This is a genomic window from Sulfurovum sp. TSL1, assembly GCF_019972135.1.
Classification (GTDB): Bacteria; Campylobacterota; Campylobacteria; order Campylobacterales; family Sulfurovaceae; genus Sulfurovum.
This window is the reverse complement of record NZ_BPFI01000001.1, coordinates 1,338,504-1,360,076: the sequence shown is the minus strand read 5'-3', so window position 1 is coordinate 1,360,076 and position 21,573 is coordinate 1,338,504. Positions and strand designations below refer to the sequence as shown.

Here is a 21,573-nt window from a genome sequence, read left to right as displayed (position 1 = left end):
TTTGCATTAGCTCTATTTTAAAAAAGTATGTTACACTCAAATAAAAACGGAGTTGTCATGCGGGTACTATTGTTTTATCTATGTCTATCACTTTTTTCTTTTGCTTCCCAAAGTGATGTGGTCGAAGTACAAAAAGAGATAGATACCTTAAAGGAGCCTATGTATAAACCGCTGGTCGAACGCTACATATTGGATGAGGTAAGGAATCTACGTACAGAACAGCAGAGTTTACGTGTGGAGATGCATGAAAAGATCGCACAGGCGCGTCTGGATGTTTCGGATCGTGCGATGAACTATATGACCAGTACCGTGAGCAATATTTTTCTCATCCTTACGGCCATAGCCTCTTTGATCGCAATTTTAGGATGGAAAAGTGTGAGAGATGCCAAAGAACAGACCAAACTGGTCGTACAGCAAAAACTGGAAGAGATCACCAAAGAGTATACAGAAAAGCTTGCAAGAATTGAAGCAGAGATGCAGAGCCGTTCTGAAGATATTATGACGAACCAGGAGAGTATCGCCCGTTCCAATGCCATACATGCGCTTTGGAGAAGAAGCAATCTAGAAGATAATGTTCAGGCAAAGGTCGAGATCTATGATCAGATCCTTGAAATTGATAAAAACAATGTAGAGGCATTGACCTATAAAGCGGATGCTGTACTCGATCTGGGACAAAAAGAGTGGGCACTGAACCTGTGTAACAAGGCACTGGAGCTAGATAGCGGATATGCCTATTCTTATTGGCAGCGGAGTTGTGTGAATGCAGAGATGGAAAATATAGACAATGCGGTCAGTGATATCATCAAAGCGATCAAGATCTCTCCAGTGTTGGCCAATGACATTGAGAGTGAAAGCAGTTTTGATGCGATCCGTGACAAGAAAGCCTTTCAAGTCTTTATGAACGAGCAGTTGCCTACACTCTTAAGATCGGAGTAACAGGCAACCATAAGAGCAGCAAGAGAAGTTCAAGGCTCTTTACTCTTATCTTACTGAAGGGACTTAATCCACTTCTTTTAAACTTTCCACTATAATTTCATAAACATTCCATATCTAGGTAAAGATGATGATCGATTTAAAATATCTCCAAAACAACTTCGAAGAAGCCAGCGCGAGACTTCAAAAAAAAGGTGTAGATACAGCCACACTTGAAAACCTTCAAGGCTTATTTTTATCGCTAAAAGAAGCCAATGCGACACTGGAAGCTGCAAAAGCGGAGCAGAACAGTATGTCAAAACTCTTTGGCCAGTATATGCGTGAAGGCAAAGACATCACTGAACTCAAAGCGAAAGTAGATGCCAATAAAGAAGCGATGGGTCCACTCCAGGAGAAAGCCAGAGAAGCAGAGGAAGCACTTTATAATGTAGCATTGGCAATGCCTAACTTTCCGGATGACAGTGTGCCGGAAGGTGCAGATGAAGAGGATAATGTGGAACTTCGTAAAGTGCTGGAGCCAAAAACATTTTCTTTTGAGCCTAAAGAACACTGGGCGCTAGCCGAGCAAAACGGGTGGATAGACTTTGAACGCGGCGTAAAACTTGCAAAGAGCCGTTTCTCCGTACTTCGTGGTGAAGCGGCAAGGCTGGAGAGAGCGCTGATCAACTTTTTCCTTGATACGAATGCAACCAAGGGCTTTGAAGAGCTCTGTGTACCGTTTATGAATAACAGTGCCATGCTGCAAGGGACAGGGCAGCTTCCGAAATTTGAAGATGATCTTTTTAAGATCGAGGAAGAAGATCTGTACCTGATCCCTACGGCGGAAGTGCCATTGACCAATATGTATCATGATGAGATACTTACAGAGAAAGAGCTTCCTGTGCTTATGACAGGGTATACACCATGTTTCAGAAAAGAAGCAGGGTCTGCAGGACGTGACACACGCGGTATGATACGCCAGCACCAGTTCGATAAAGTGGAGATGGTGGCCATCGCACATCCGGATAAGAGTGATGAGGTATTTGAAATGATGGTTCAAAATGCTTCTGATATACTCACGGCACTGGGTCTGCCACACAGAGTTGTGGAACTTTGCGGAGGTGACCTAGGTTTCTCTGCCGCAACCACTATAGACTTGGAAGTGTGGCTCCCGGGACAGAACAAATACCGCGAGATCTCTTCTATCTCGAACACAAGAGAGTTCCAGGCAAGACGTGCAAAGATCCGTTTCAAAGACGGTAAGAAAAACAGTTTCGTTCATACGCTGAACGGCTCAGCACTTGCGGTAGGACGTACGCTGATTGCTATCATGGAGAATTATCAAAATGAAGATGGAAGCATAACAATTCCTACGGTTTTACAGAAGTATATGTAAATTTTACTCGTCATCAGTTTAGTAAGTAATTTTACTAAATATCTGTAAATAGGCAGATTGAACTGCCTATTTACTGCCATGATTAACAAGCTTTTTTTATTTTTATCTTCATTACGTCATTTTTTTATATTGTATGTTTAATTGAATCAAGTTTACTATGATATAAACGTTGCTAAAAACACATAAATGCACCTTTATTCAGGTGATATGGTTTTTAGCTATGAGAAGTATTATGTTATTAATAACAACTTTCAAAATTAGTCTGCAAACATTGACCATTCGTACTGTTTGGTCCACATTGATAAAACCCAATAGGTGTTGAACCTATTGAAGCACCATCTACGATTGCACAACTCAAGTCGCCATTGAAGTCTTCAGGTAATTTTGCATTGGTCAAGTCCCAACCATTAAAATAATTATACGTCATTGGGTACATCCCACCTGTACAGAATGATAGATCCACACCATACAGTGTCTTACCTAAAGCACTTGCATATGTTGGCGTCACTAAATCACACATATCAGCACTTCCTTGCTTAGACCAATCTATATTCTTTAAACTATTTTCATTAGTGGGCAAAGTAACTATATTAGGATTTACTATCGTGTAATTGATATCGGCTTTTTGAAGATTGGCACCAGTAAAATTCACACTTTGCATACTATCCTCCGGTAAAGTTGCTCTTCTAAGATCCCAGCCTGAAAAATCATAACCAAGATCAGAATTATATGAACAGTCCATTAAATTCGCATTAATCATACTCTTTTGAAGTTGATCTTTATATTTCTGAAATATCTTACTATAACACATATCATTTTGATTCCAATCAACTCCTGTAAGATCGGCATTTGAAAAATCGATATTTATTTCACCGTATCCGACATCAGGCATAATAGAATTACTAAGATTCCAGCCACTTAAATTTTGATCATCAAAGTTACATGTATTCAGATCAGCACCTACCATCCTTTTACCTAGTAAGTCTGGATTAGTGTTATATAAGGCACATATTTCTGCTCCTCCTTCAACTGACCAATCAACATCTTTTAATAAATCATTATTTACAAGCTGGCTCAAAAGATCAGTATCACGAATCGGGCGGAATTTTGCACCATTTAAAATTGCCCCAGAAAAATCAACATTATCGAAGTTTGCATAAGTCAAATCTGATCCACTTAAATTTACATCTTTCAAGAATACTTTATTATCAGGATTCGTATTATCACCAAACGATGCACCTGATAAGTTTGAATCTACTAAACTCCAGCCACTAGTAGGGATATCTATACCAAAGATACACCCACTACTAAGATCTGCTCCTGCGAGTGATGTCCCAAAAATATTCAGATTTTCACTCCAATATACATCATATCCGAGATAATCGCAAAAGGTTATCCCTTTTACTCCATACCATTTTGAATTTGTAAGTTGTGCATTTCCATTACCCATGTTAACTGGTACATTCTCAAAAACTGCATTGCTGTAATCAGAATGATCAATCGTACCGTTAAATGACACATTATTGAAGTGTGCATTGCTAAAGTTAACATCTGTGATAGTAATATTCACTGGTGCACTAAAAGTAACGTTTGTAAAGTTAGCATCTGAAAAGTTAGCACCTGAGAAGTCTACATTTTCTCCAAATGTTAAATTTGAAAAAATAAAACCACTCATATCTATATTCGTTAAATCAATTATTCCATCAGTTGATTGAGACCAATTACTAGCATCAATTATCATATTATGAATTATGATATCTTTATACTTAATCCGATCATCAAAGGTATACACATCTTTTATGCCAAAGATATTATAGTCTATCGTTAGATTATTGCTATTGGTAATGTTACCATCATGAAGCATATCTACCAATCCTGTCAAAACACAACCATCGGTATTTTTAAAGCTTACACCTTCAAGGTTTATGTTCGAAGCTTTACCAAAAAAAACTTCTGCAGTTCCAAAAGAATTACCTTGAACACGAATATTAGCAATATCTTGACACGATAATGAACTATTTGACCAGATTTGTGTAGCTGAATTTATAGGCTGGCTATAAAATTGTACAGTCAAATTATTAGAAGCATTGGCTCCAAGACAATTATCCATTGCTGGGTATGGATCATTCATAAAAACTTGACAATCATTCAAATTACCAATTGTGGTTCCTGAAAAGTCAACGGATGAGTTTGTAGGTAGGTCTAAAAATGAATTTCTAATATTACTATCACTAACTATGATGTTTTGTTGAACAGCACCGTTATTAGGTATAGTAATGATTGTATTATTGAGTATATTTGAGTTAGTAATAGGTATATTATTATCAGAAGTTGGATCAAACATAGGATCAGAAGGATTTGTATTGATTCGTGTATTTGAAAGCGTAGCTTTATCTAAATTCAATGAAGTGACATTGTTAAATACTGCATTATAAATTGTAATACCAGAACCTGTTAACATAAGCCCATACCGACCACCATCTTTTTTCGTATAACTTCCTAAATCATAAGTCCCCCCATATATACTCACATCGTTTAACTCAGTCATGAACAAAGGTGAAGGTAAACTCTCACTACTGTAAGTTGCAAACATAGAGTTGTTCATCTCGCCAAACGTAACATCAAATCCATCTAGATTACCAAATTTTGGAGTTGTGATTACACAATTTATAAAATTACCGGCCACAGTAGAACTTGCTATTTCATTATGATCTCCTCCAGTTTTTAGATCCTCTAGTATACTCTTTTGCATTGATTGACTCATTTGTTGTATTTTTGCAGGACCAGTGATTATAGTACCATCATTAACTGCTACTGTTATATTATTTTCGATATACGTTGCTGTTTTACTTATCTCTGAGCCAAGGTAATGTCGTTTAATTTTAGTAAAATATTTTGTAACATTATCGTCAACTAACATTTCAGCAAATGCAGTGGTAATAGCGGTAATATCATCATTTGGATTTTTTAATCCTGCAAAAGCTTCCTTAAGCTTCTCTTCCTCAGCAGTAAGTATAGAGTTTAGATCATTTGCATAAGCAGAAATTGCATCAATACCTAAGGTTATGGCACTACCTTTTGCTATTTGTTTGAGAAGAACTGATTCTACAACACTTTTGCCGGTTACAGCGTTTCTATTATTAATTTTATCATATTCATCACACCATTTTTTACCTGCAGCCACACTTGCAAAAGCACCCACACTGCTTGCTAATGCAGTTTCTTCAAAAAAATTAGCATTTGCAGGTTTACCACTTCGTAATTGTTGAAGATAGGATACACCAAACCCTATTCCAGCCATTGCAGTTTTACTTGCAACTAGTGCCTTCGTAGCATAAGATGACTCACAGATATTTTCAGCATTTGCATCCTCAGGAACTTCATCATCACTAATCTCATCATATTGATCCCACTGGGAACCAAGATCAAATTCATCTACCGTATCATAATCTGTTACATCACTACCAGCGTCACCATCTTCCATCATATCAAAATTTACATCATCATACTGCTTAAGATTACTTAAGCCATCTCCAGTTGCAGGTAGTTCATCCGCTGCTGTATCACCTGCTGCATCACTCGCTGTATCACTCGCAACGTCTGTCACTATGTCAGCTGTACTATCTGCCAAAGCATCAGCCAGTGCAGGCCCTGCCGCAGCATCTGCTACACCATCTGTGACGATAGCTAAACCTGCCATGGCAATTCCAATACCTGCCGCCTCACCAACATTTTCCCAGAACTTAGCTGTTTTGGCTGCATCCCAGGCATCTTCAAGACCATGCAATAGTACATCATACCATGGCGGCTTAACATAAACTTGATAGGATACTTCGGCACCAAATATAGGGGAATATATTTGAGAGTTTTTAAAAGTTGTATTAGTTAAATCAGTTTTTCCAACATTAAATGGATCTTGTTTATATACAAATGATGGTGCCATTAAAATAGAGTTACTAACATTATTTCCACTAAATGAAGGAATCTTGTGAAGTGTTTGAGGAAAAAATGTCATCCCAGTAAAATTGTTGTCATTTAATGTAGAATCTTGAAAAGATGTTTTCATATCAAAGTGACAATGATCAAATATATTGTCATGTATATTACATTGTTCCATTTTAACACCACTAAAATCTGAACGAATAAAAGATAACCCTGTCATTTCATGGTGGTATTGGGTACATAAATAATCCCCTTGAAATGCAATATTCGTAAGTGGGATTTGTCCAGCTTGTTCATGTTGCTGTTCTTCAGATATATTTTGATCTACGAACTGTTGAAACAACTTCTTGTTTATAGATGGGCTATTGTCTTCTACTGGCTTTGGAATAATAAAAACAGGTAAATGCATATCTTTATAACCATGTCCGCTATGACATACTTCAAATACATATTCGCCAGCTTTATCGATAGTTGCTTTTTCACCTTTGGCTATCTTTGCAACTTCTACATCATCTTTATATATCGTTACGTTAATTTCCATATCGTCGTCAACTGTGATCTCTTTGAGAGAGTCATCGAGATAGTATTTTATCGTATCACATCCTTTCTCTCCGCTATCATCGCTACTCATATATGTATCCAACATATCTTGGTGCTCTACAGCTAAGTAGACTCTTTGATTAGCATTGGCAACTCTTGAAGGATCTTGAATAAAGTGACTTTCTGTGATAATAGAGCTGTTCACTTCATAATTGTTCACATCCTCAGAGGAGTTTTCATCATTATTTTTGCTACTACACCCTGTAAATAAGAGCACAGATGCGATTAAGCATATATTATATATTAGAGTCTTGTTCACATATTTCCCCATAGACATAATTTCCCTTTTTTATGATTAAAAAAATACCTTCTATCCTATTCAGGAAAGATTTTATTTTGTCAATTTCTTAAATTTTTTAAAAAGCTATTGTTTATTTGTAACTTAATGTGTCATAAATAAAAAGCAATTATAGATTGGAATGACACCCTTTTGATAGACACTTAGGTATGTTATTATTTTACTTCAATAAAAACTTGATCTCCGGCTTTATTTTAGGGTTGATACAAATTAAATGTGGAAAGCATACAGGTAAATGTGGAAAGCATGCAGGTTATTCATAAAATGGGGAAAATATGCATCAATATACGCGTTGGCTTATGATACTGCTCTCTTTGGCTCTTTTTTCTGTAGGCTGCAGCAAGCCTTCTGTGCCCGATAAAAAGAAGAGTAAAGCGGAAGCTTCTTTTGACAATAGATACAATGATGAAAAGTACTGTGTGGCTAAAAATGCCAATGTTGAAATCGGCATTGCTTCGTATTATGCGAATGCTATGAATGGACGGCGTACAGCAAGCGGTGAAATATATGATAGCAAAAAGTATACTGCAGCGCATCGTTCACTGCCTTTTGGAACGATGATACGTGTCACTATGCTTCAAAACGGGAAAAGTGTGATAGTCAAGGTGAATGACAGAGGATCTTATGTCAAAGGTAGAGTGATTGACCTTTCTTTTGCCTCTGCTCAGAAGCTGGGACTCATTCGTGCAGGTATTGCAAAAGTCAAGATAGAAAAACTGGAAAAAGTGTATGAAAGAAGGTGATTTATATAAAAGAAAGAACAGATTCGTCTATACACTGAACGGCTCAGCACTCGCGGCAGGACGTACGCTTATCGCCATTATGGAGAACTATCAGAATGAAGACGGAAGTATCACTATCCCTGCTGTACTTCAAAAGTACATGTAAGTCTGGATTGTCATCACTTTAGTAATTAGTTCTACTAAAACCCTCTAAATAGGCAGATCGGACTGCCTTATGACGCTGCCATGATTGAATTCTTTGATAGCTTTATCACTGTTCGCGTAAGTCATCACTGTCATTAGCTAAGCAGAATGTAACCGTTCCAATATTCTTAATTTGTTTTGGAACAACAGTGACCTTGGGAATAGTACCTATAGTGTGGCCATTTTGTGTGACGGTTAAGTTGTATGTGCCTGACTGGACATGACTCATTTTGAAATTGCCAACTGAACCTGTAATTGCTTCAAAGGAAGAGCCGGGTATATAGACCCTTACACCTTCATTTGATCCTAAAAGCAAACAGGTATTAATCTGGCCCACTATATCACCTGTATATTTGGGGTCATCATAATTTGAATTAGGTGCATCCGCAATCGTTTGACTACCTATAGCAAGAATGAAAAGCATTAAAACCAAACCTTTATACAAAACAGACTTTTTCATGATAGATTCCTTCTTTGTCACTCACTCATTTTTGTATCACAGCCTTTAAATAAAATAATATAGTTATATAATAATATAAAATAATGAAAAAAGCAATCCTCTATGAAATAGGGTAAAAAGAATAGCTTCGTTCATAGACTAACAGATCGAGATTTGAGGTTGGGATGTTCATTGCTCTTGACCATGGAGAATGATCAAAATGAGGAGGGGGAGGTGTCCCCATCCTGATAGTGTTGCAAAAGTGTATTCAAGTCATATTTTCTTATGCAGATGCTAGAAGTATATAGCGGTGTTCTTACATCGAGTCCCCAAGATGCAGTGCCGTTTCGGAATCCCATCTCGCAACGTGCAGAACCAGCCAATGCTTGAATTCATCCTCAAGGAACCTTAGTATCTCTTCGGGATCCCTATTGTTTTCCCAGCTTGTTTGGAGTTGATTGAGCTTTTTTCGCATCGTATCATGTTCACTTTTATGCATCTGCATAGCATAAAACTTACTCTCTTCCATCATCGCTTCTTCAGTAGAAAAATGATCTTCTACATCAAACTGGACGACCTTAAAGAGCTCATCTATCTTGTCCCTGTCTTTGGCTACTACAGCATCATGAAACTCATTAATGATCTGGATCTCTTCTTCGTGTAACATATTCATCATATCATTGGAAACATGTTGTATTTCTTTATCTTTTATGAGCATTATTTATCCTTAGTATGTTCTTATATATCTTTTCAAGTTCAAGGTTTTTATACATCGCACTCGCAATCTCATTAGTTTGAAACTATCAAGAAGACTGAGGGGAATCTCTCTTTTACGCTTCGTTCTGTTGTTCCATTTTTCTTGCAATATAATCTGCTGTGGGTGCATCTACCGATTTGACATGCATGACGATCCACTCGGGTGTTTTGGCTACAAAGTTGATCATTTTTTTGATATCTCCAAACTCTTTCCACTGCTTTGTTGCATACTGAAGATCCATTAAAAACATATCATGCGCCAGTTTATGCATCTCATACGATGGGAAGTGATACTCTTGCATCAAACGCTCTTCATTGGCAAAGTGTGCTTTCACATGTGCGATATATTCATCCAGTTTGTTCTCCAGCTCACCTTGTTCTGTGGTACCTCTTTCGTATCCTACAGCAAGCTTCTCGATCTCATTGATAATTTTAATCTCATCCTCATGTGTCTTCTGCATCTGATCGACACTCATATACTCGACCTGTTCAGCATAAATCAATCCCATAGAGGCTCCTTTTTTAATTAATTGTAGTATAGAAGTATTAAAAGTGTATTGATAAAAATCAATATGCCAGGCTTTTGGTTTTTAATCCAGGTCTGCGGAGTTGTGATATAATTCACTTTCTATCGGTAATACAAGACCCTAAACAGTCACAAAGTCCATTATCAAACATGGAAGTTTGGAGTGCTTCCGTGTAAGATAAATAAATGTAAGGTATATGATGGAAAAACGGAATATTACGGAGATACTGAAGCAAATCAGCCTCTTTTCTGCATTAACTGAAAAAGAGCTCAGTGAACTTGCAACAGTGACACACATATCTGATTATGAGAAAGATTCGATCGTTTTTACGCAAGGGGAGATCAGTAACAATGTCATGATATTGATCGATGGCGTAGTAAGTGTCTATAAACATGACAGTAAGGGGAACGAGGTGGTGATCGGATACTTTAACCGATATGCACTGCTTGCTGAGGCAGCTACTTTAAGAAAAACTCCCTTACCTTCATCGGCGAGGTTTCAAACGGATGGATCTATTCTGAAAATTTCATTGGATGGTTTTGAAAGATTTCTTCTCAGTCATACGAGCCTATCTTATGCCATTATCCAATCACTGCTTGAAAAAATCGATCTTCTCCAACAGAATATACATTTTAACCTTGCGGCCACTTCAAAAGAAAAAGTATTGAATTTTTACCAGAAGAATCCTAAACTGGCTTTAGACCTCAAACAGTATGAGATAGCTTCTATACTCAGTATGACACCTGAAACACTCTCACGAAACATTTCTAAACTTCTTAAGGAAGAAAAACTCATACAAACTTCATCCGGTTATAAAATACCTTGATCTGTCAATCTTGATATATATCAAGACACTTTTTTTATTTTTGCTTTAAGATACAATACAAAATATGAAGCGCTTGAAGGACAACATATGACAAAAATAAATATTTTAACAGCAGTCATCATAGGTATGGGTACATTACACGCGAGTGAAGTTGATTTGGTAAAATCCAAATGTGCTACATGCCATATGCTTGAAAAACCAACACCCTCTATGATACCTGAATTAAAAGCACCGCCTATGGAGGCTGTGATGTATCATACCAAGCTGGTGATGGATGATAAAAAGACCATGAAAGCTTTTATTACTGATTATGTGATGAATCCTGCGGCAGAAAAATCAGTGTGTGAGTCAAACAAAGTACAGCAATACGGTGTGATGCCTTCGCTTAAAGGGAGTATTTCAGATGAAGAGTTGTCTAAAATATCGGATTACCTGATCGAGCATTACCCTTCCGAAGAATTTGTAGATATGATCAATGAAATTCAAAGAAATGACAAAATGAATGCACTGCAGAACTCTCCATTTCTGATCAACAAGGAAGCGTTGCCTCATATGACAAAACTTCTTATCAAACATTGGGATAAACAGGCTTTGGGACTGAGTGACGAGCAGAAAAAGAAACTTCTTGTCATTCGGCATCATACGATAGGAGAGGTCCAAAAAACAAAGCGTACCATCGATACTTTGGAGAGAGAAATGATGGAAGCGTTGTTCCTGGATGATGCATCCCCAAAAAGTTTGGACCATAAAATAGATGAAATAGCAAAACTCAAAGCATATGTGACAAAAGTGCATATTCAATGTATCTCTCAAACACTTGAGATATTGGACGATGAGCAAATAGAGTATTTACTCCCTTTCTGGGAATATAAATAGTTATTTTTAACCCTTGAATTTTAGTATACTTATCTGTATCCAGATAAGTATCCGATAGTCTAGATGTAATAGGATGGTGATGAAAATGAAATATCCCTTATTTTTTGATGAAGTTGACTCAATTTTACTTTATGATCCGCTCAGTGATTTTTTGGGAGCATGTGAAGAGGGTAAAGTTGAAATGAGTTATTTGGACTGTGTCAAGCAGGCAGGCCACTCCTGTCCCACTGTTGCAGGCGCATATCTTATGACAATGGTTGGTTTAAAAATGCTCTACGGTTCTGAACTGCCCCAGCGTGGGAATATCACTATCGGTATGAAGGGAAAAAGGACCGAAGGTGCAGTGGGTGTCATAGGAAATATTATTTCCTTTATTGTTGGTGCAAGTGGTGAAGAAGGGTTTAAGGGGATACAGGGGAATTTTTCAAGGAACAACTTGATTGCCTATGATCAACCTATGGCTGGAGAAGTCACTTTAAAAAGAAGAGACAATGACACCTCTGTTTCACTCAGTTATGACCCCTCAATGATTCCAGGAGATCAAAGAATCAAGCCTTTGATGGGAAAAATATTGCAGAAAAAGGCATCTGATCAAGAGAAAAATCTTTTCAAAGCGTTATGGCAAGAAAGGGTCAAAGACATTTTACTTACCAAAGCGTTAAGAAATAAAATGATTCAAGTCTATTAGATAAGCATGGGATGGTTTTGCTCCTCCCGTCTATCTTTCATTCAGATCAAGTGCATGATGTTGTGTCAGTAGCCAGATAAATGTCTGTAAATATTTTAAATCTTGTTTCATTTCCCATGGAAGTTGATATAAATCAATTTTTTAAATCGTTTTTTGGGTTATACTTCGGGCACTTTAAAAAACAGGAGATTAAATGTCACTTTCACAATCAACGATCGATACGGTCAAAGCTACAGCCGGTGCGGTTTCTCAGCATGCAGAAGCTATTACAACAAAAATGTATGAGATCCTTTTCAGCCAACATCCAGAACTCAAAGATCTCTTCAAAGATGCAGATCCTGAACAACACAAAAAACTTGCTTCGGCAGTGGGCGCATATGCAGCAAATATCGATAATCTGGATGTTTTATCTAAAGCGGTCGAGAAGATGGCACAGAGCCATGTACGTACCAATGTCAAGCCTGAACACTATCCAATGGTTGGTACCGCGATTCTTGGTGCTATCAAAGAAGTATTGGGTGATGCTGCTACAGATGAGATCCTTGATGCGTGGAAAGAAGCCTATTTTTTCCTGGCTGATATACTCATTGCCAGAGAAAAAGAGTTATACTACGCATCTTAAATAAAAGATCCAAGCCTGATAATGATTGTTATGGGCTTGTTACCGAAAATAATACCCTTCAAAGGAGATTCTGATGCGTCGTCATTTATATGGGTATTTCAACCGAATGAGGGGGTTGGAAGCTCCGCCGTCCAGAGCACACATGTCACATGTTATGTGGTCTGGCATAGGAGCTTTCCTTGGAATTTACTTCATATCGGTGCTTAACCAATATATTTTTGAGAATACATCGGATTCTATCTTTTTAGTCGGTTCCTTTGGCGCTTCCGCAGTATTACTATACGGTGTTCCCCAGTCAGAGTTGTCGCAGCCCCGCAATTTAATTGGCGGTCATATACTCTCTGCATCTATAGGTATCACGGTATATCAATATATTCCACTGGAAACGCCGGTCCTAAGTGCACTGGCTGTCACTTTATCTATCGTGGTCATGCACTTTACGCGTACGTTACATCCCCCCGGGGGTGCTACGGCCCTGATCGCTGTGATAGGGAGTTCTCAAATCCATGCATTAGGATATATGTTCGTATTGACACCGATCGCAACAGGTGCTTTGATTTTATTGATGATCGCACTTGTAGTCAATAACATGTCAAGCAATCCTAAGCGACACTATCCGCGTTACTGGTGGTAAGCTTAAGGATGCGAAGCGATGCAAGGTCAACTTACCGGCACATCGAATGGGTGTATCCTAGCTGTTTAATTCTATCGCTTTTTTAACACAAGACTCCAGTGAAGTAGTGTCAGAAATGACAGGAGTAATATTTTTGGGGAAATAATTCGCTGTTGTCTTCCCTATGGCTATGGCTTTAAAACTTTCATCCCAAGCGATGTTTTTTAAAAAACATTCGATCGTTGAAGGTGCAGAGAATATAATCGTTGAATTTTTCGGCAGTTTGACTTTTTTATCGAATGTTTTACAAACCGTTTGATAGATGATCAATTCGTCACATTGTATGTCATCGCGATTTAAAATGCTCACAAGATCCGAGACGACTTTGGAGCCCCTGATATAAAGTAGTTTTTGATGCCTGTATTTTTCTGCTATCTCTAATCCAAACTGGTCCCCATGTTTTTTTTTGCCAACAAATTTAAGATTTCCGCCTAAGTGTTTCACTATTTTAGCCGTTTCAGGTGCTATCACATACGCGGGCTTTTTTTTCCAGGTTTGATCCATCGTATCAAGCGCATAAAGTGCATTTTTGGATGTAAAGACCAAAGCATCATAAGGAAACAGATCAACCTCTTGTTGGATCGGTTCTATGTCAAACACCGGTAAGTTCTTTGCCCATTTCACTTTTTTATCACTTAAAATATAGATAGGCATTCTGCTGTTTTTGATGTTTGCGATCATTGATCTGAAGCATCTTTTTACCTTTTTCAATAAAGTATCTGAATCTGCGATCACTATAGATTTATCTTCATCAATAAAAAAAAGGATATGATTTTTACTGAGTGCATGCGTGATTTTGATCAATTCCGGGAAGGTATACTCACTGGACCAATTTTTATCCAATATTAAAATATTCATTTTTTCATCATAGGCATAGTAGATCAAATTCAATGGTTCCAGTATGTTTTGTATTCTTTGCATGATTACATTTCTTTTCATATTGAGTTGGCTTATAATACAACGTTGTATTTAACTGTTCGTTAACAGAATGTAGAGTTTATAGGATAAAGAGTGTCACGGCAAATGCACTTACACCCCACTTACGTTTTAGCGGGGGGGTATCGGCATTGAGTGCCAGGAAATCCAAGTGATTCAAGAGCCGTGATGACTTTCATCTACTTTTCTAAAAGAGTAGATGAAACAGCCCGAATATCCATCAAATATATAAGACTAGATAGTCTTTGAGCTGTCCGTATGACGAGACTTCAACTTCCCTTCCATGCTCAAGTAGGAATTCAAAGCACCGATATAAGCCCTTGCAGAAGCCAACATCGTGTCAATGTTCAATCCGTGTCCTATGATGGCAGGTTCTCCGTTGAAGGAGACTTTCACGGTGACATTTGCCAAGGCATCTTTGCCCTCACTGACCGATTTGACTTTGTAGTCCATCAATTGCCCATCATATCCGGAGATCCTGTCTATGGTCTTAAAGACCGCATCGATCGTTCCTTCCCCTATACCTGCATCGATGATCTCTTTATCATCTTTTTTGATACTGACAGCGGCAGAGGGTACACCATTGGAACAATCCATTAACTGTAAAGAGACCAATTCAAATACCTTAGGTGCCGTGGTCATTTCATCAGTGACCAAGGCCCTTAAATCATCATCATAAATCTCTTTTTTTCTATCTGCCATGATCTTAAAACGTTCAAAGGAAGCATTTAATGCCTCATCCTCCAAAGTAAACCCTAATTTGGCCAATTTGTCTTTAAAGGCAGCGCGACCCGAATGTTTCCCTAAGACCAACGTGTCATCCATAGTCAATCCGATGTCTTCCGGACGGATGATCTCATAGGTTTCTTTATTTTTCAACATACCGTCCTGGTGTATGCCGCTCTCATGTGCAAAAGCATTTTTACCGACAATGGCTTTGTTTGGCTGAGGTTCTATGCCTGTAATGTTGGCGATCAAACGGCTTGATGGATAGATCTCTTTAGTGTTGATATTGGTTTGATAGCCGGCAAAGACATCCGCACGTGTCTTTAATGCCATGACGATCTCTTCAAGGGCTGCGTTCCCCGCTCTTTCACCCAAACCGTTGATGGTACACTCTATCTGTCTTGCTCCGTTGATGACCGCCTCTAAAGAGTTTGCGACCCCCAAACCTAAATCGTTGTGATTATGTACAGAGATGATCGCTCTGCCTTTGGTGTATTCGCTCATCTCTTTGACCATCGCACCGATCTCAAAAGGAAGTCTGAATCCAACGGTATCGGGTAAGTTTATGGTCGTTGCACCTGCCTCTATGACTGCATCACTTATCTCTTTCATAAAACCGATGTCCGAACGGCCCGCGTCTTCACAGGAAAACTCTACATCCTCTACGAATGTACGCGCATATTCAACGGCTCTTACCGCTCTTTTGATCACTTCATCAGGTTTCATCTTAAGCTTGTGTTCCATATGGATGCTTGAAGTAGCGATGAATGTGTGGATACGTTTCATCTTTGCTTTGGCGATGGCTTCTCCTGCCGCTTTCACATCTGCATCTATAGCTCTGGCTAAGGAACAGACTGTCGAGTTTGTGACCCTTTGTGATATTTTATCGATCGCATCAAAATCTCCGGGACTTGCAGCGGCAAATCCTGCTTCAATGATGTCTACACCCAAACGCTCCAACTGTGCAGCGATCTGGATCTTCTCTTCGGTGTTCATAGAAGCCCCGGGGCTCTGCTCACCGTCTCTCAATGTGGTATCGAATATTTTTATGGTTTCCATTTTGTTCTCCTCATAATGCGGCAACACCACATTATCATACCTCTCACTAAAGCTACACCTGGCAGCGAGGGTTCAATAGCATACCTTTTTAAAGTACGGGTGCAAATGATTGTCTAATTCTACCTAAATTGTAGTTATTAGAAACTAATTGTTTTACTATTGTGTAATTTTGGATGAATAACGCGTAATATACGACTAGTCGTATGAGCCTACTGCTGAAGTAGTCCCAGTGACAACGTAGTTCTTTGAGCTTTGCTTAAAGAGCGTTCTTTATGATAGTAAGAGCAGCAGGAGAGAGCTATCTTGAGTGAAAATAGTATGTTGATTTATGATAGTTTTCATAATCTCTCCTTTAAATTTTAGAAATTATACAGTATTTAAAAATAAAATACAAGGGATAATAATTATCTTTTAATTTTGATATTTCGTACATTTAATGTCCGCAATGCACGAAGAGGACCATAAAGTGTATACCCTAAGATAAGAATAGCAAAGCCCTCTGCCGAAAAAAGATAGAGCAGTGAAGCAGTCAGCATCAGCATGATCATGGTTTTAAAGACCATGGGTTTATCCAGGCTGACTTTCTTAAATGAAGGGTACCGAAAGTTACTGACCATCAGTACTGCAATCCCGAGTGTCAAAAAAAGCAATACAATGCCGTAATCTTCAAGTGTGTATTTGTGAAAGAGAAGTATCCACATGGAGACAAAGATGGCTGCAGTGGGAATAGGCAGTCCTATAAATACGTTGGGGTCTGTCTTTGCCGTAGAGATGTTAAATCGTGCCAAACGGATCGCACCGAAGATCACATAGAGTGCAGAGACCAGTATGCCAAAGCGTCCAAACGCATCCCCCGTAAAAAAATAGAGCAGCATGGCTGGAGCGATACCAAAAGAGATAATGTCCGCCAAAGAGTCAAATTCCACTCCAAACTGACTGGTGGTGTTTGTCATCCGTGCAATACGGCCATCCAAACCGTCAAAGACAAGTGCCAAGAGGATGAGCCATGAAGCAAGTACAACGTTTCCCTTGCTAGCTTCGACCATACTTATCACGCCTACAAAAATACTGCTTGCAGTAAACAGATTTGGCAGGATATAGACAAGCTTTGCATTTTTCATTATCTACTCGTCTGTTTCTTCTTTCTCAGCCGCTTCAGCTTCAGATTTTGCTTTTGCTTTTGCTATTTTGTCACCATGGGCTAAACGGCTTTTTAAATTATTCTCTTTTTCATAGTTTTCTATGATCTGACGTACTTTTTTCCCTTCGATCACTTCAACATCCAACAGTACAGCCGTCATGTTTTCTATGGCTTGATGGTAATCAGTTAAGGTATTCTTGACATAGGTATAACGCTCATTCAGAGTGGTACGGATATAGTTATCCATATCTTCTGCCATTTTCTCACTATAGTCTGTGGATACCGCACCTCCCCCAAGGAAAGAGTTTTGGCTGCGGGAAAGCACCATGAGCCCTGCCACATCTGTCATCCCATACACAGAGATCATATCTTTTAAGATAGTCGTAGCACGGTTAAGGTCATTCCCTGCACCGGTACTGATCTCACCGATGAAAACCTCCTCGGCTGCACGGCCACCTAGAAGTACATCTATCTCAGCCATAAGTTCATGTTTTTGTTTTAAGAAACGCTCTTCATCTTCAGGAAGGTGCAGGGTATAGCCCAGTGCACCCAATCCTCTTGGAATGATAGAGACCTTGGTCACACGTGTGGCACCTTCTGTAAGCTCTGCCATCAGTGCATGCCCACTTTCATGATAGGCTACGATCTTTTTCTCCATTTCAGAGATCTTTCTGTTCTTCTTTTCAAGTCCTACAAATGAACGCTCTATCGCTTCCAGGAGGTCTGCTTGTTCTATCTCTTTTTTATTGAATCTCCCGGCCAGAAGAGCAGCTTCATTGATGATATTTGCCAGATCGGCACCTGCCAGACCGGCTGTCTGTTTTGCCACAATGGTCAAATCAACATTGGCTGCAAGTTTCACATCTTTGGAGTGTACTTTCAAGATAGCCAAACGCCCGTCATAATCAGGTTTGTCTACAAGTACCTGTCTGTCGAAACGTCCTGCTCTGAGCAGGGCTGCATCCAGTATTTCGGGTCTGTTTGTTGCAGCAAGTACGATCACAGGCGTATCTGTACCAAAACCGTCCATCTCTGCCAGAAGCTGGTTGAGTGTCTGTTCTCTCTCATCATTTCCACCCATCTGTCCGCCGGATGCACGGCTTTTACCGATAGCATCGATCTCATCGATGAAGATGATCGCCGGAGCCTCTTTTTTCGCCTGGGCAAAAAGATCACGTACACGACTCGCACCGACACCCACGAACATTTCAATGAAGCTTGAACCGCTGACAGAGAAGAAAGGTACAGATGCTTCACCCGCAACCGCTTTTGCAAGAAGTGTTTTACCGGTTCCCGGAGGTCCTACTAAAAGCAGACCTTTGGGGATCTTTGCCCCGAGTTCTATGTAGCGTTCAGGGAATTTAAGGAAATCAACGATCTCCTTCACTTCATCTTTGGCTTCCTCCACTCCCTGTACATCATGAAACTTTGTATCTGGTTTCTCGGAATTTATCAGCTTGTCGGCTTTACCAGCACCCAGTATGCCGCCACCCATACCTTTGGACATTTTTTTGGCCAAAAAGATCCAGATAGCAAAGAAGATCAGGATAGGCAGCAGTGAGCCTAAAAGATCAGAAAGAAAGCCACCGCCCATGATCCCTTCATAGGGGATATGTTTTTCTTCCAAAAGAGGGATAAGATCTTTATCATAGGTAGGGACATTTTGTGCAACAAAACGCGTTTTGCGTCCATCCACATCAGCGATAGCTTCTACCGTTGTAGGGGTAAGCTTCACTGAGGTGATTGTCCCTTTTGCAATCTCACTCTTGATCTCCGAGTATTTGACTGTTTTGGTTTGTGTGACATTGTTGCTGTCCAACATATTGCCCAGACCTCCACTATCACCTACAAATGATTTGAAGATCATGATGATCACGATAGAGAAGATCGCAAATGCCAATAGCGGGTTGTTGTTAAAAAAATTATTATTATTGTTATTATTATCTTGGTTATTATGTTGCTTAGCCATTTATTTCCTTCTTATATACGAGTGTGACCCACTCATCTTTAAGTATTCTTTTTACCAGTGTCAGTTCTTTAAAGGATTCTACTACCAGGTTCTCTTTTTTATCTAAAATACCTGAAAGTATCAATAGTCCATCTTCTTTACAGGCAGATTTTAGATCTTTGGCGATAAATCTGAGTACATCCGCTATGATATTTGCTATGACCACATCATAGCTACCTTCAGCCTTGTCTATAGAGCCTTCCCAGAGTTTGTCATAGGTCTCTTCGTTTAAAGCAAAGTTCTCTTTACAGCTCTCCACCGAGAGAGGGTCCGTGTCACAAAGTTCTACGTTCGCTCCCAGTTTTTTACACGCAAGACCCAAGATACCGGAACCGCAACCGACATCTATGACAGACTTATCTGCATCGACATAAGTGCTGATAGCCTCTAAACATGAAAAGGTCGTGGCATGGTGTCCTGAACCAAAAGCAAGTGCAGGGTCTATTTTGATATTGATAAAATCCTCTTTGGGCGCATACCAGCTTGGGAAGATGTAGAATTTACCGGCCTCTATAGGTTGGATAGAGTCTTGATAGGTCTTTATCCAGTCGACATTTTCTTTCTCTTCCAGTGTATAGTCCATTTTAATGGCATTACTTAAAGTACCGGACAATGATACAAGCGCATCTTTAACGAAAGTTAAATCAGATTCACTTCGCACAATGATCTTCCCTGTCCCAAGTTCCAGTCCTTCACCATAAATATTGGCAATGAAGTCTGCTATAAAATCTACAAAATCATCCTTCAGTGTGATGGTCAGTTCATAATACTTATCTTTCATTTGATACCTTAAACGCTTCTTCCAGATCAAGTGTTCCCTCGTAGAACGCCTTACCGACAATCGTACCGTCGATGCCTGCCTCTATAAGTGCATGGATATCTGTCATATCTTTTAACCCGCCAGAAGCAATCGTCTCAACGCCTGACGCCTTTTGAATTTCCAACGTGAAATCTACATTGACCCCTGTCATCATGCCGTCACGGCCAACATCGGTACAGATGATCGCTTGTACACCTGCATTGGCAAACTCCTTTGCGAGGTCAGTGGCTTTCATATCACTCACTTCTCCCCAGCCTTCTACAGCGACCATCCCGTCTATAGCATCGATACCGACAACGATAGGGTATTTTGCTGCCATATCTTTCACAAACTGAGGGTTTTTTACGGCAATAGAACCTAAGATCAATCGATCGATACCCAGTTCCAAATACATCTTGATGGTCTCTTCATCACGGATACCTCCACCCAGTTCAAGTTTGAGGTTGCAGTGTTCGCGGATTTTTTTGATCTGTTCCAGGTTTTCAGGTTTACCGGCAAATGCACCGTTAAGATCAACAAGATGTACCCATTCACTCCCAAGTTCTTCAAACCGTTTGGCCACTTGCCAAGGTTCATCCGAGTATATCTTGGCAGACTCCATGAGCCCCTTGCTTAGTCTTACTGCTTTACCGTCTTTAAGGTCTATCGCTGGTAGTATTGTCATCTATGTTTCCTATAATTTTGCAAAATTTTCTATGATCTTCAAACCATTTTCATGGCTTTTTTCAGGGTGTGGCTGGATGCCGTAAATGTTTCCATTCTGCACAGCCGATACAAACTCATAGCCATAGTGTGTTTTTCCTATGGCATACGCGTCATCACAGACTGCATGGAAGGAGTGGACAAAGTAGAGATAAAAGTCTTTTTTCATTCCCTCAAAAATAGCCGTTTCTTTTTGTTGGAAGAGTTCATTCCAGCCCATATGCGGTACTTTGAGGTGATGGTCAAATCTACCTTCATCAAAAGCGACCACTTTACCGGGGATGAGTCCCAAACCTTTGGTTGTCCCAAACTCTTCGGAACTTTCAAAGAGCAGCTGCATACCAAGACAGATACCCAAAAGCGGTTTGCCAGACGCAGCAAAATCAATGACCGCTTTATCCATACCGTTTGTTTTGAGGTGTGCCATAGCATCGCCAAATGCACCTACCCCGGGCAGGATGAGTTTGTCATATTGGCTCAGTTTAGCTGGGTCACTCTCCAAGGTGGCATCTGCCCCGACTTTAGCAAACGCATTGATAACTGAGGCCAGGTTCCCCATGTGGTAATCGACGATTCCTATCACGATAGTATTCCTTTGATAGTCTTATAAATTACTGTGATTATAGCAAATTAAATTGAAAGCAGGTGTTTTGGGTCTGTATCCTTTAGGCTATTTGGGTAAAATTACGTATTAAATCGC

19 protein-coding genes and 1 pseudogene are annotated in these 21,573 nt (G+C 39.5%); 9 read left to right on the top strand and 11 right to left on the bottom strand.

Features of this window, described 5'->3' with window-relative positions:
- Window positions 1-57 precede the first annotated feature (57 nt).
- Window positions 58-936: a tetratricopeptide repeat protein gene (locus LDM98_RS06610; protein ID WP_223898549.1), complete on the top strand. Its 879-nt coding sequence runs from the start codon at window positions 58-60 to the stop codon at window positions 934-936.
- Between the two features lie 127 nt (window positions 937-1,063).
- Window positions 1,064-2,308, top strand: coding sequence for a serine--tRNA ligase (gene serS / locus LDM98_RS06605; RefSeq protein WP_223898548.1), 1,245 nt, complete (start codon window positions 1,064-1,066; stop codon window positions 2,306-2,308).
- A 238-nt stretch (window positions 2,309-2,546) separates the two neighbouring features.
- On the opposite strand, the gene LDM98_RS06600 is transcribed toward serS, so the two are convergent.
- Window positions 2,547-7,127: a pentapeptide repeat-containing protein gene (locus LDM98_RS06600; protein WP_223898547.1), complete on the bottom strand. Its 4,581-nt coding sequence runs from the start codon at window positions 7,125-7,127 to the stop codon at window positions 2,547-2,549.
- 296 nt (window positions 7,128-7,423) lie between these two features.
- Here LDM98_RS06600 and LDM98_RS06595 point away from each other — a divergent pair, with 296 nt between their 5' ends.
- Together LDM98_RS06595 and LDM98_RS06590 are read left to right on the top strand one after the other, a co-directional pair.
- A complete protein-coding gene (locus LDM98_RS06595; RefSeq protein WP_223898546.1) occupies window positions 7,424-7,891 on the top strand; it encodes a septal ring lytic transglycosylase RlpA family protein in 468 nt (155 codons plus the stop codon).
- Between the two features lie 10 nt (window positions 7,892-7,901).
- Window positions 7,902-8,036: pseudogene (locus LDM98_RS06590) on the top strand (serine--tRNA ligase); the annotation flags it as partial.
- A 105-nt stretch (window positions 8,037-8,141) separates the two neighbouring features.
- On the opposite strand, the gene LDM98_RS06585 reads toward LDM98_RS06590, so the two are convergent.
- From LDM98_RS06585 to LDM98_RS06575, 3 genes are all read right to left on the bottom strand, one after another.
- Window positions 8,142-8,534 carry a carboxypeptidase-like regulatory domain-containing protein gene (locus LDM98_RS06585; protein ID WP_223898545.1) on the bottom strand — a complete coding sequence of 131 codons (393 nt, stop codon included), beginning with the start codon at window positions 8,532-8,534 and terminating at the stop codon, window positions 8,142-8,144.
- 295 nt (window positions 8,535-8,829) lie between these two features.
- The gene (locus LDM98_RS06580) at window positions 8,830-9,231 is read right to left on the bottom strand and encodes a bacteriohemerythrin (RefSeq protein WP_223898544.1); all 402 of its coding nucleotides are present in this window, start codon (window positions 9,229-9,231) and stop codon (window positions 8,830-8,832) included.
- Window positions 9,232-9,343: 112 nt separating this feature from the next.
- Window positions 9,344-9,778 carry a bacteriohemerythrin gene (locus LDM98_RS06575; RefSeq protein ID WP_223898543.1) on the bottom strand — a complete coding sequence of 145 codons (435 nt, stop codon included), beginning with the start codon at window positions 9,776-9,778 and terminating at the stop codon, window positions 9,344-9,346.
- 217 nt (window positions 9,779-9,995) lie between these two features.
- On the opposite strand from LDM98_RS06575, the gene LDM98_RS06570 reads away from it, so the two are divergent.
- The 5 genes from LDM98_RS06570 (at window position 9,996) to LDM98_RS06550 (ending at window position 13,442) form a co-directional block, all read left to right on the top strand.
- Window positions 9,996-10,622: a Crp/Fnr family transcriptional regulator gene (locus LDM98_RS06570; protein WP_223898542.1), complete on the top strand. Its 627-nt coding sequence runs from the start codon at window positions 9,996-9,998 to the stop codon at window positions 10,620-10,622.
- A gap of 87 nt (window positions 10,623-10,709) precedes the next feature.
- Window positions 10,710-11,498: a hypothetical protein gene (locus tag LDM98_RS06565; RefSeq protein ID WP_223898541.1), complete on the top strand. Its 789-nt coding sequence runs from the start codon at window positions 10,710-10,712 to the stop codon at window positions 11,496-11,498.
- Window positions 11,499-11,577: 79 nt separating this feature from the next.
- Complete coding sequence (locus LDM98_RS06560; protein WP_223898540.1) at window positions 11,578-12,186, top strand: hypothetical protein; 609 nt, start codon at window positions 11,578-11,580, stop codon at window positions 12,184-12,186.
- A gap of 193 nt (window positions 12,187-12,379) precedes the next feature.
- Window positions 12,380-12,808, top strand: coding sequence for a globin domain-containing protein (locus LDM98_RS06555; RefSeq protein ID WP_223898539.1), 429 nt, complete (start codon window positions 12,380-12,382; stop codon window positions 12,806-12,808).
- A 73-nt stretch (window positions 12,809-12,881) separates the two neighbouring features.
- Window positions 12,882-13,442, top strand: coding sequence for an HPP family protein (locus LDM98_RS06550; protein ID WP_223898538.1), 561 nt, complete (start codon window positions 12,882-12,884; stop codon window positions 13,440-13,442).
- 57 nt (window positions 13,443-13,499) lie between these two features.
- Here LDM98_RS06550 and LDM98_RS06545 read toward each other — a convergent pair whose 3' ends face one another.
- The 7 genes from LDM98_RS06545 to hisH form a co-directional block, all read right to left on the bottom strand.
- Window positions 13,500-14,402 (bottom strand): uroporphyrinogen-III synthase, encoded by a 903-nt coding sequence (locus tag LDM98_RS06545; protein ID WP_223898537.1) that lies wholly within the window; start codon window positions 14,400-14,402, stop codon window positions 13,500-13,502.
- Between the two features lie 249 nt (window positions 14,403-14,651).
- A complete protein-coding gene (locus tag LDM98_RS06540; RefSeq protein WP_223898536.1) occupies window positions 14,652-16,202 on the bottom strand; it encodes a 2-isopropylmalate synthase in 1,551 nt (516 codons plus the stop codon).
- Between the two features lie 404 nt (window positions 16,203-16,606).
- Window positions 16,607-17,323: a CDP-diacylglycerol--serine O-phosphatidyltransferase gene (gene pssA, locus LDM98_RS06535; protein ID WP_223898535.1), complete on the bottom strand. Its 717-nt coding sequence runs from the start codon at window positions 17,321-17,323 to the stop codon at window positions 16,607-16,609.
- A gap of 3 nt (window positions 17,324-17,326) precedes the next feature.
- Entirely contained in the window at window positions 17,327-19,312 is a 1,986-nt protein-coding gene (gene ftsH, locus LDM98_RS06530) for an ATP-dependent zinc metalloprotease FtsH (RefSeq protein WP_223898534.1), read from the bottom strand.
- Complete coding sequence (locus LDM98_RS06525) at window positions 19,305-20,132, bottom strand: 50S ribosomal protein L11 methyltransferase (protein WP_223898533.1); 828 nt, start codon at window positions 20,130-20,132, stop codon at window positions 19,305-19,307. The genes ftsH and LDM98_RS06525 overlap by 8 nt, the downstream gene beginning before the upstream one ends.
- Complete coding sequence (gene hisA / locus LDM98_RS06520; RefSeq protein WP_223898532.1) at window positions 20,122-20,835, bottom strand: 1-(5-phosphoribosyl)-5-[(5-phosphoribosylamino)methylideneamino]imidazole-4-carboxamide isomerase; 714 nt, start codon at window positions 20,833-20,835, stop codon at window positions 20,122-20,124. Before hisA ends, LDM98_RS06525 begins: the two co-directional genes overlap by 11 nt.
- 9 nt (window positions 20,836-20,844) lie before the next feature.
- Entirely contained in the window at window positions 20,845-21,456 is a 612-nt protein-coding gene (gene hisH / locus LDM98_RS06515) for an imidazole glycerol phosphate synthase subunit HisH (protein WP_223898531.1), read from the bottom strand.
- Window positions 21,457-21,573: the final 117 nt, after the last annotated feature.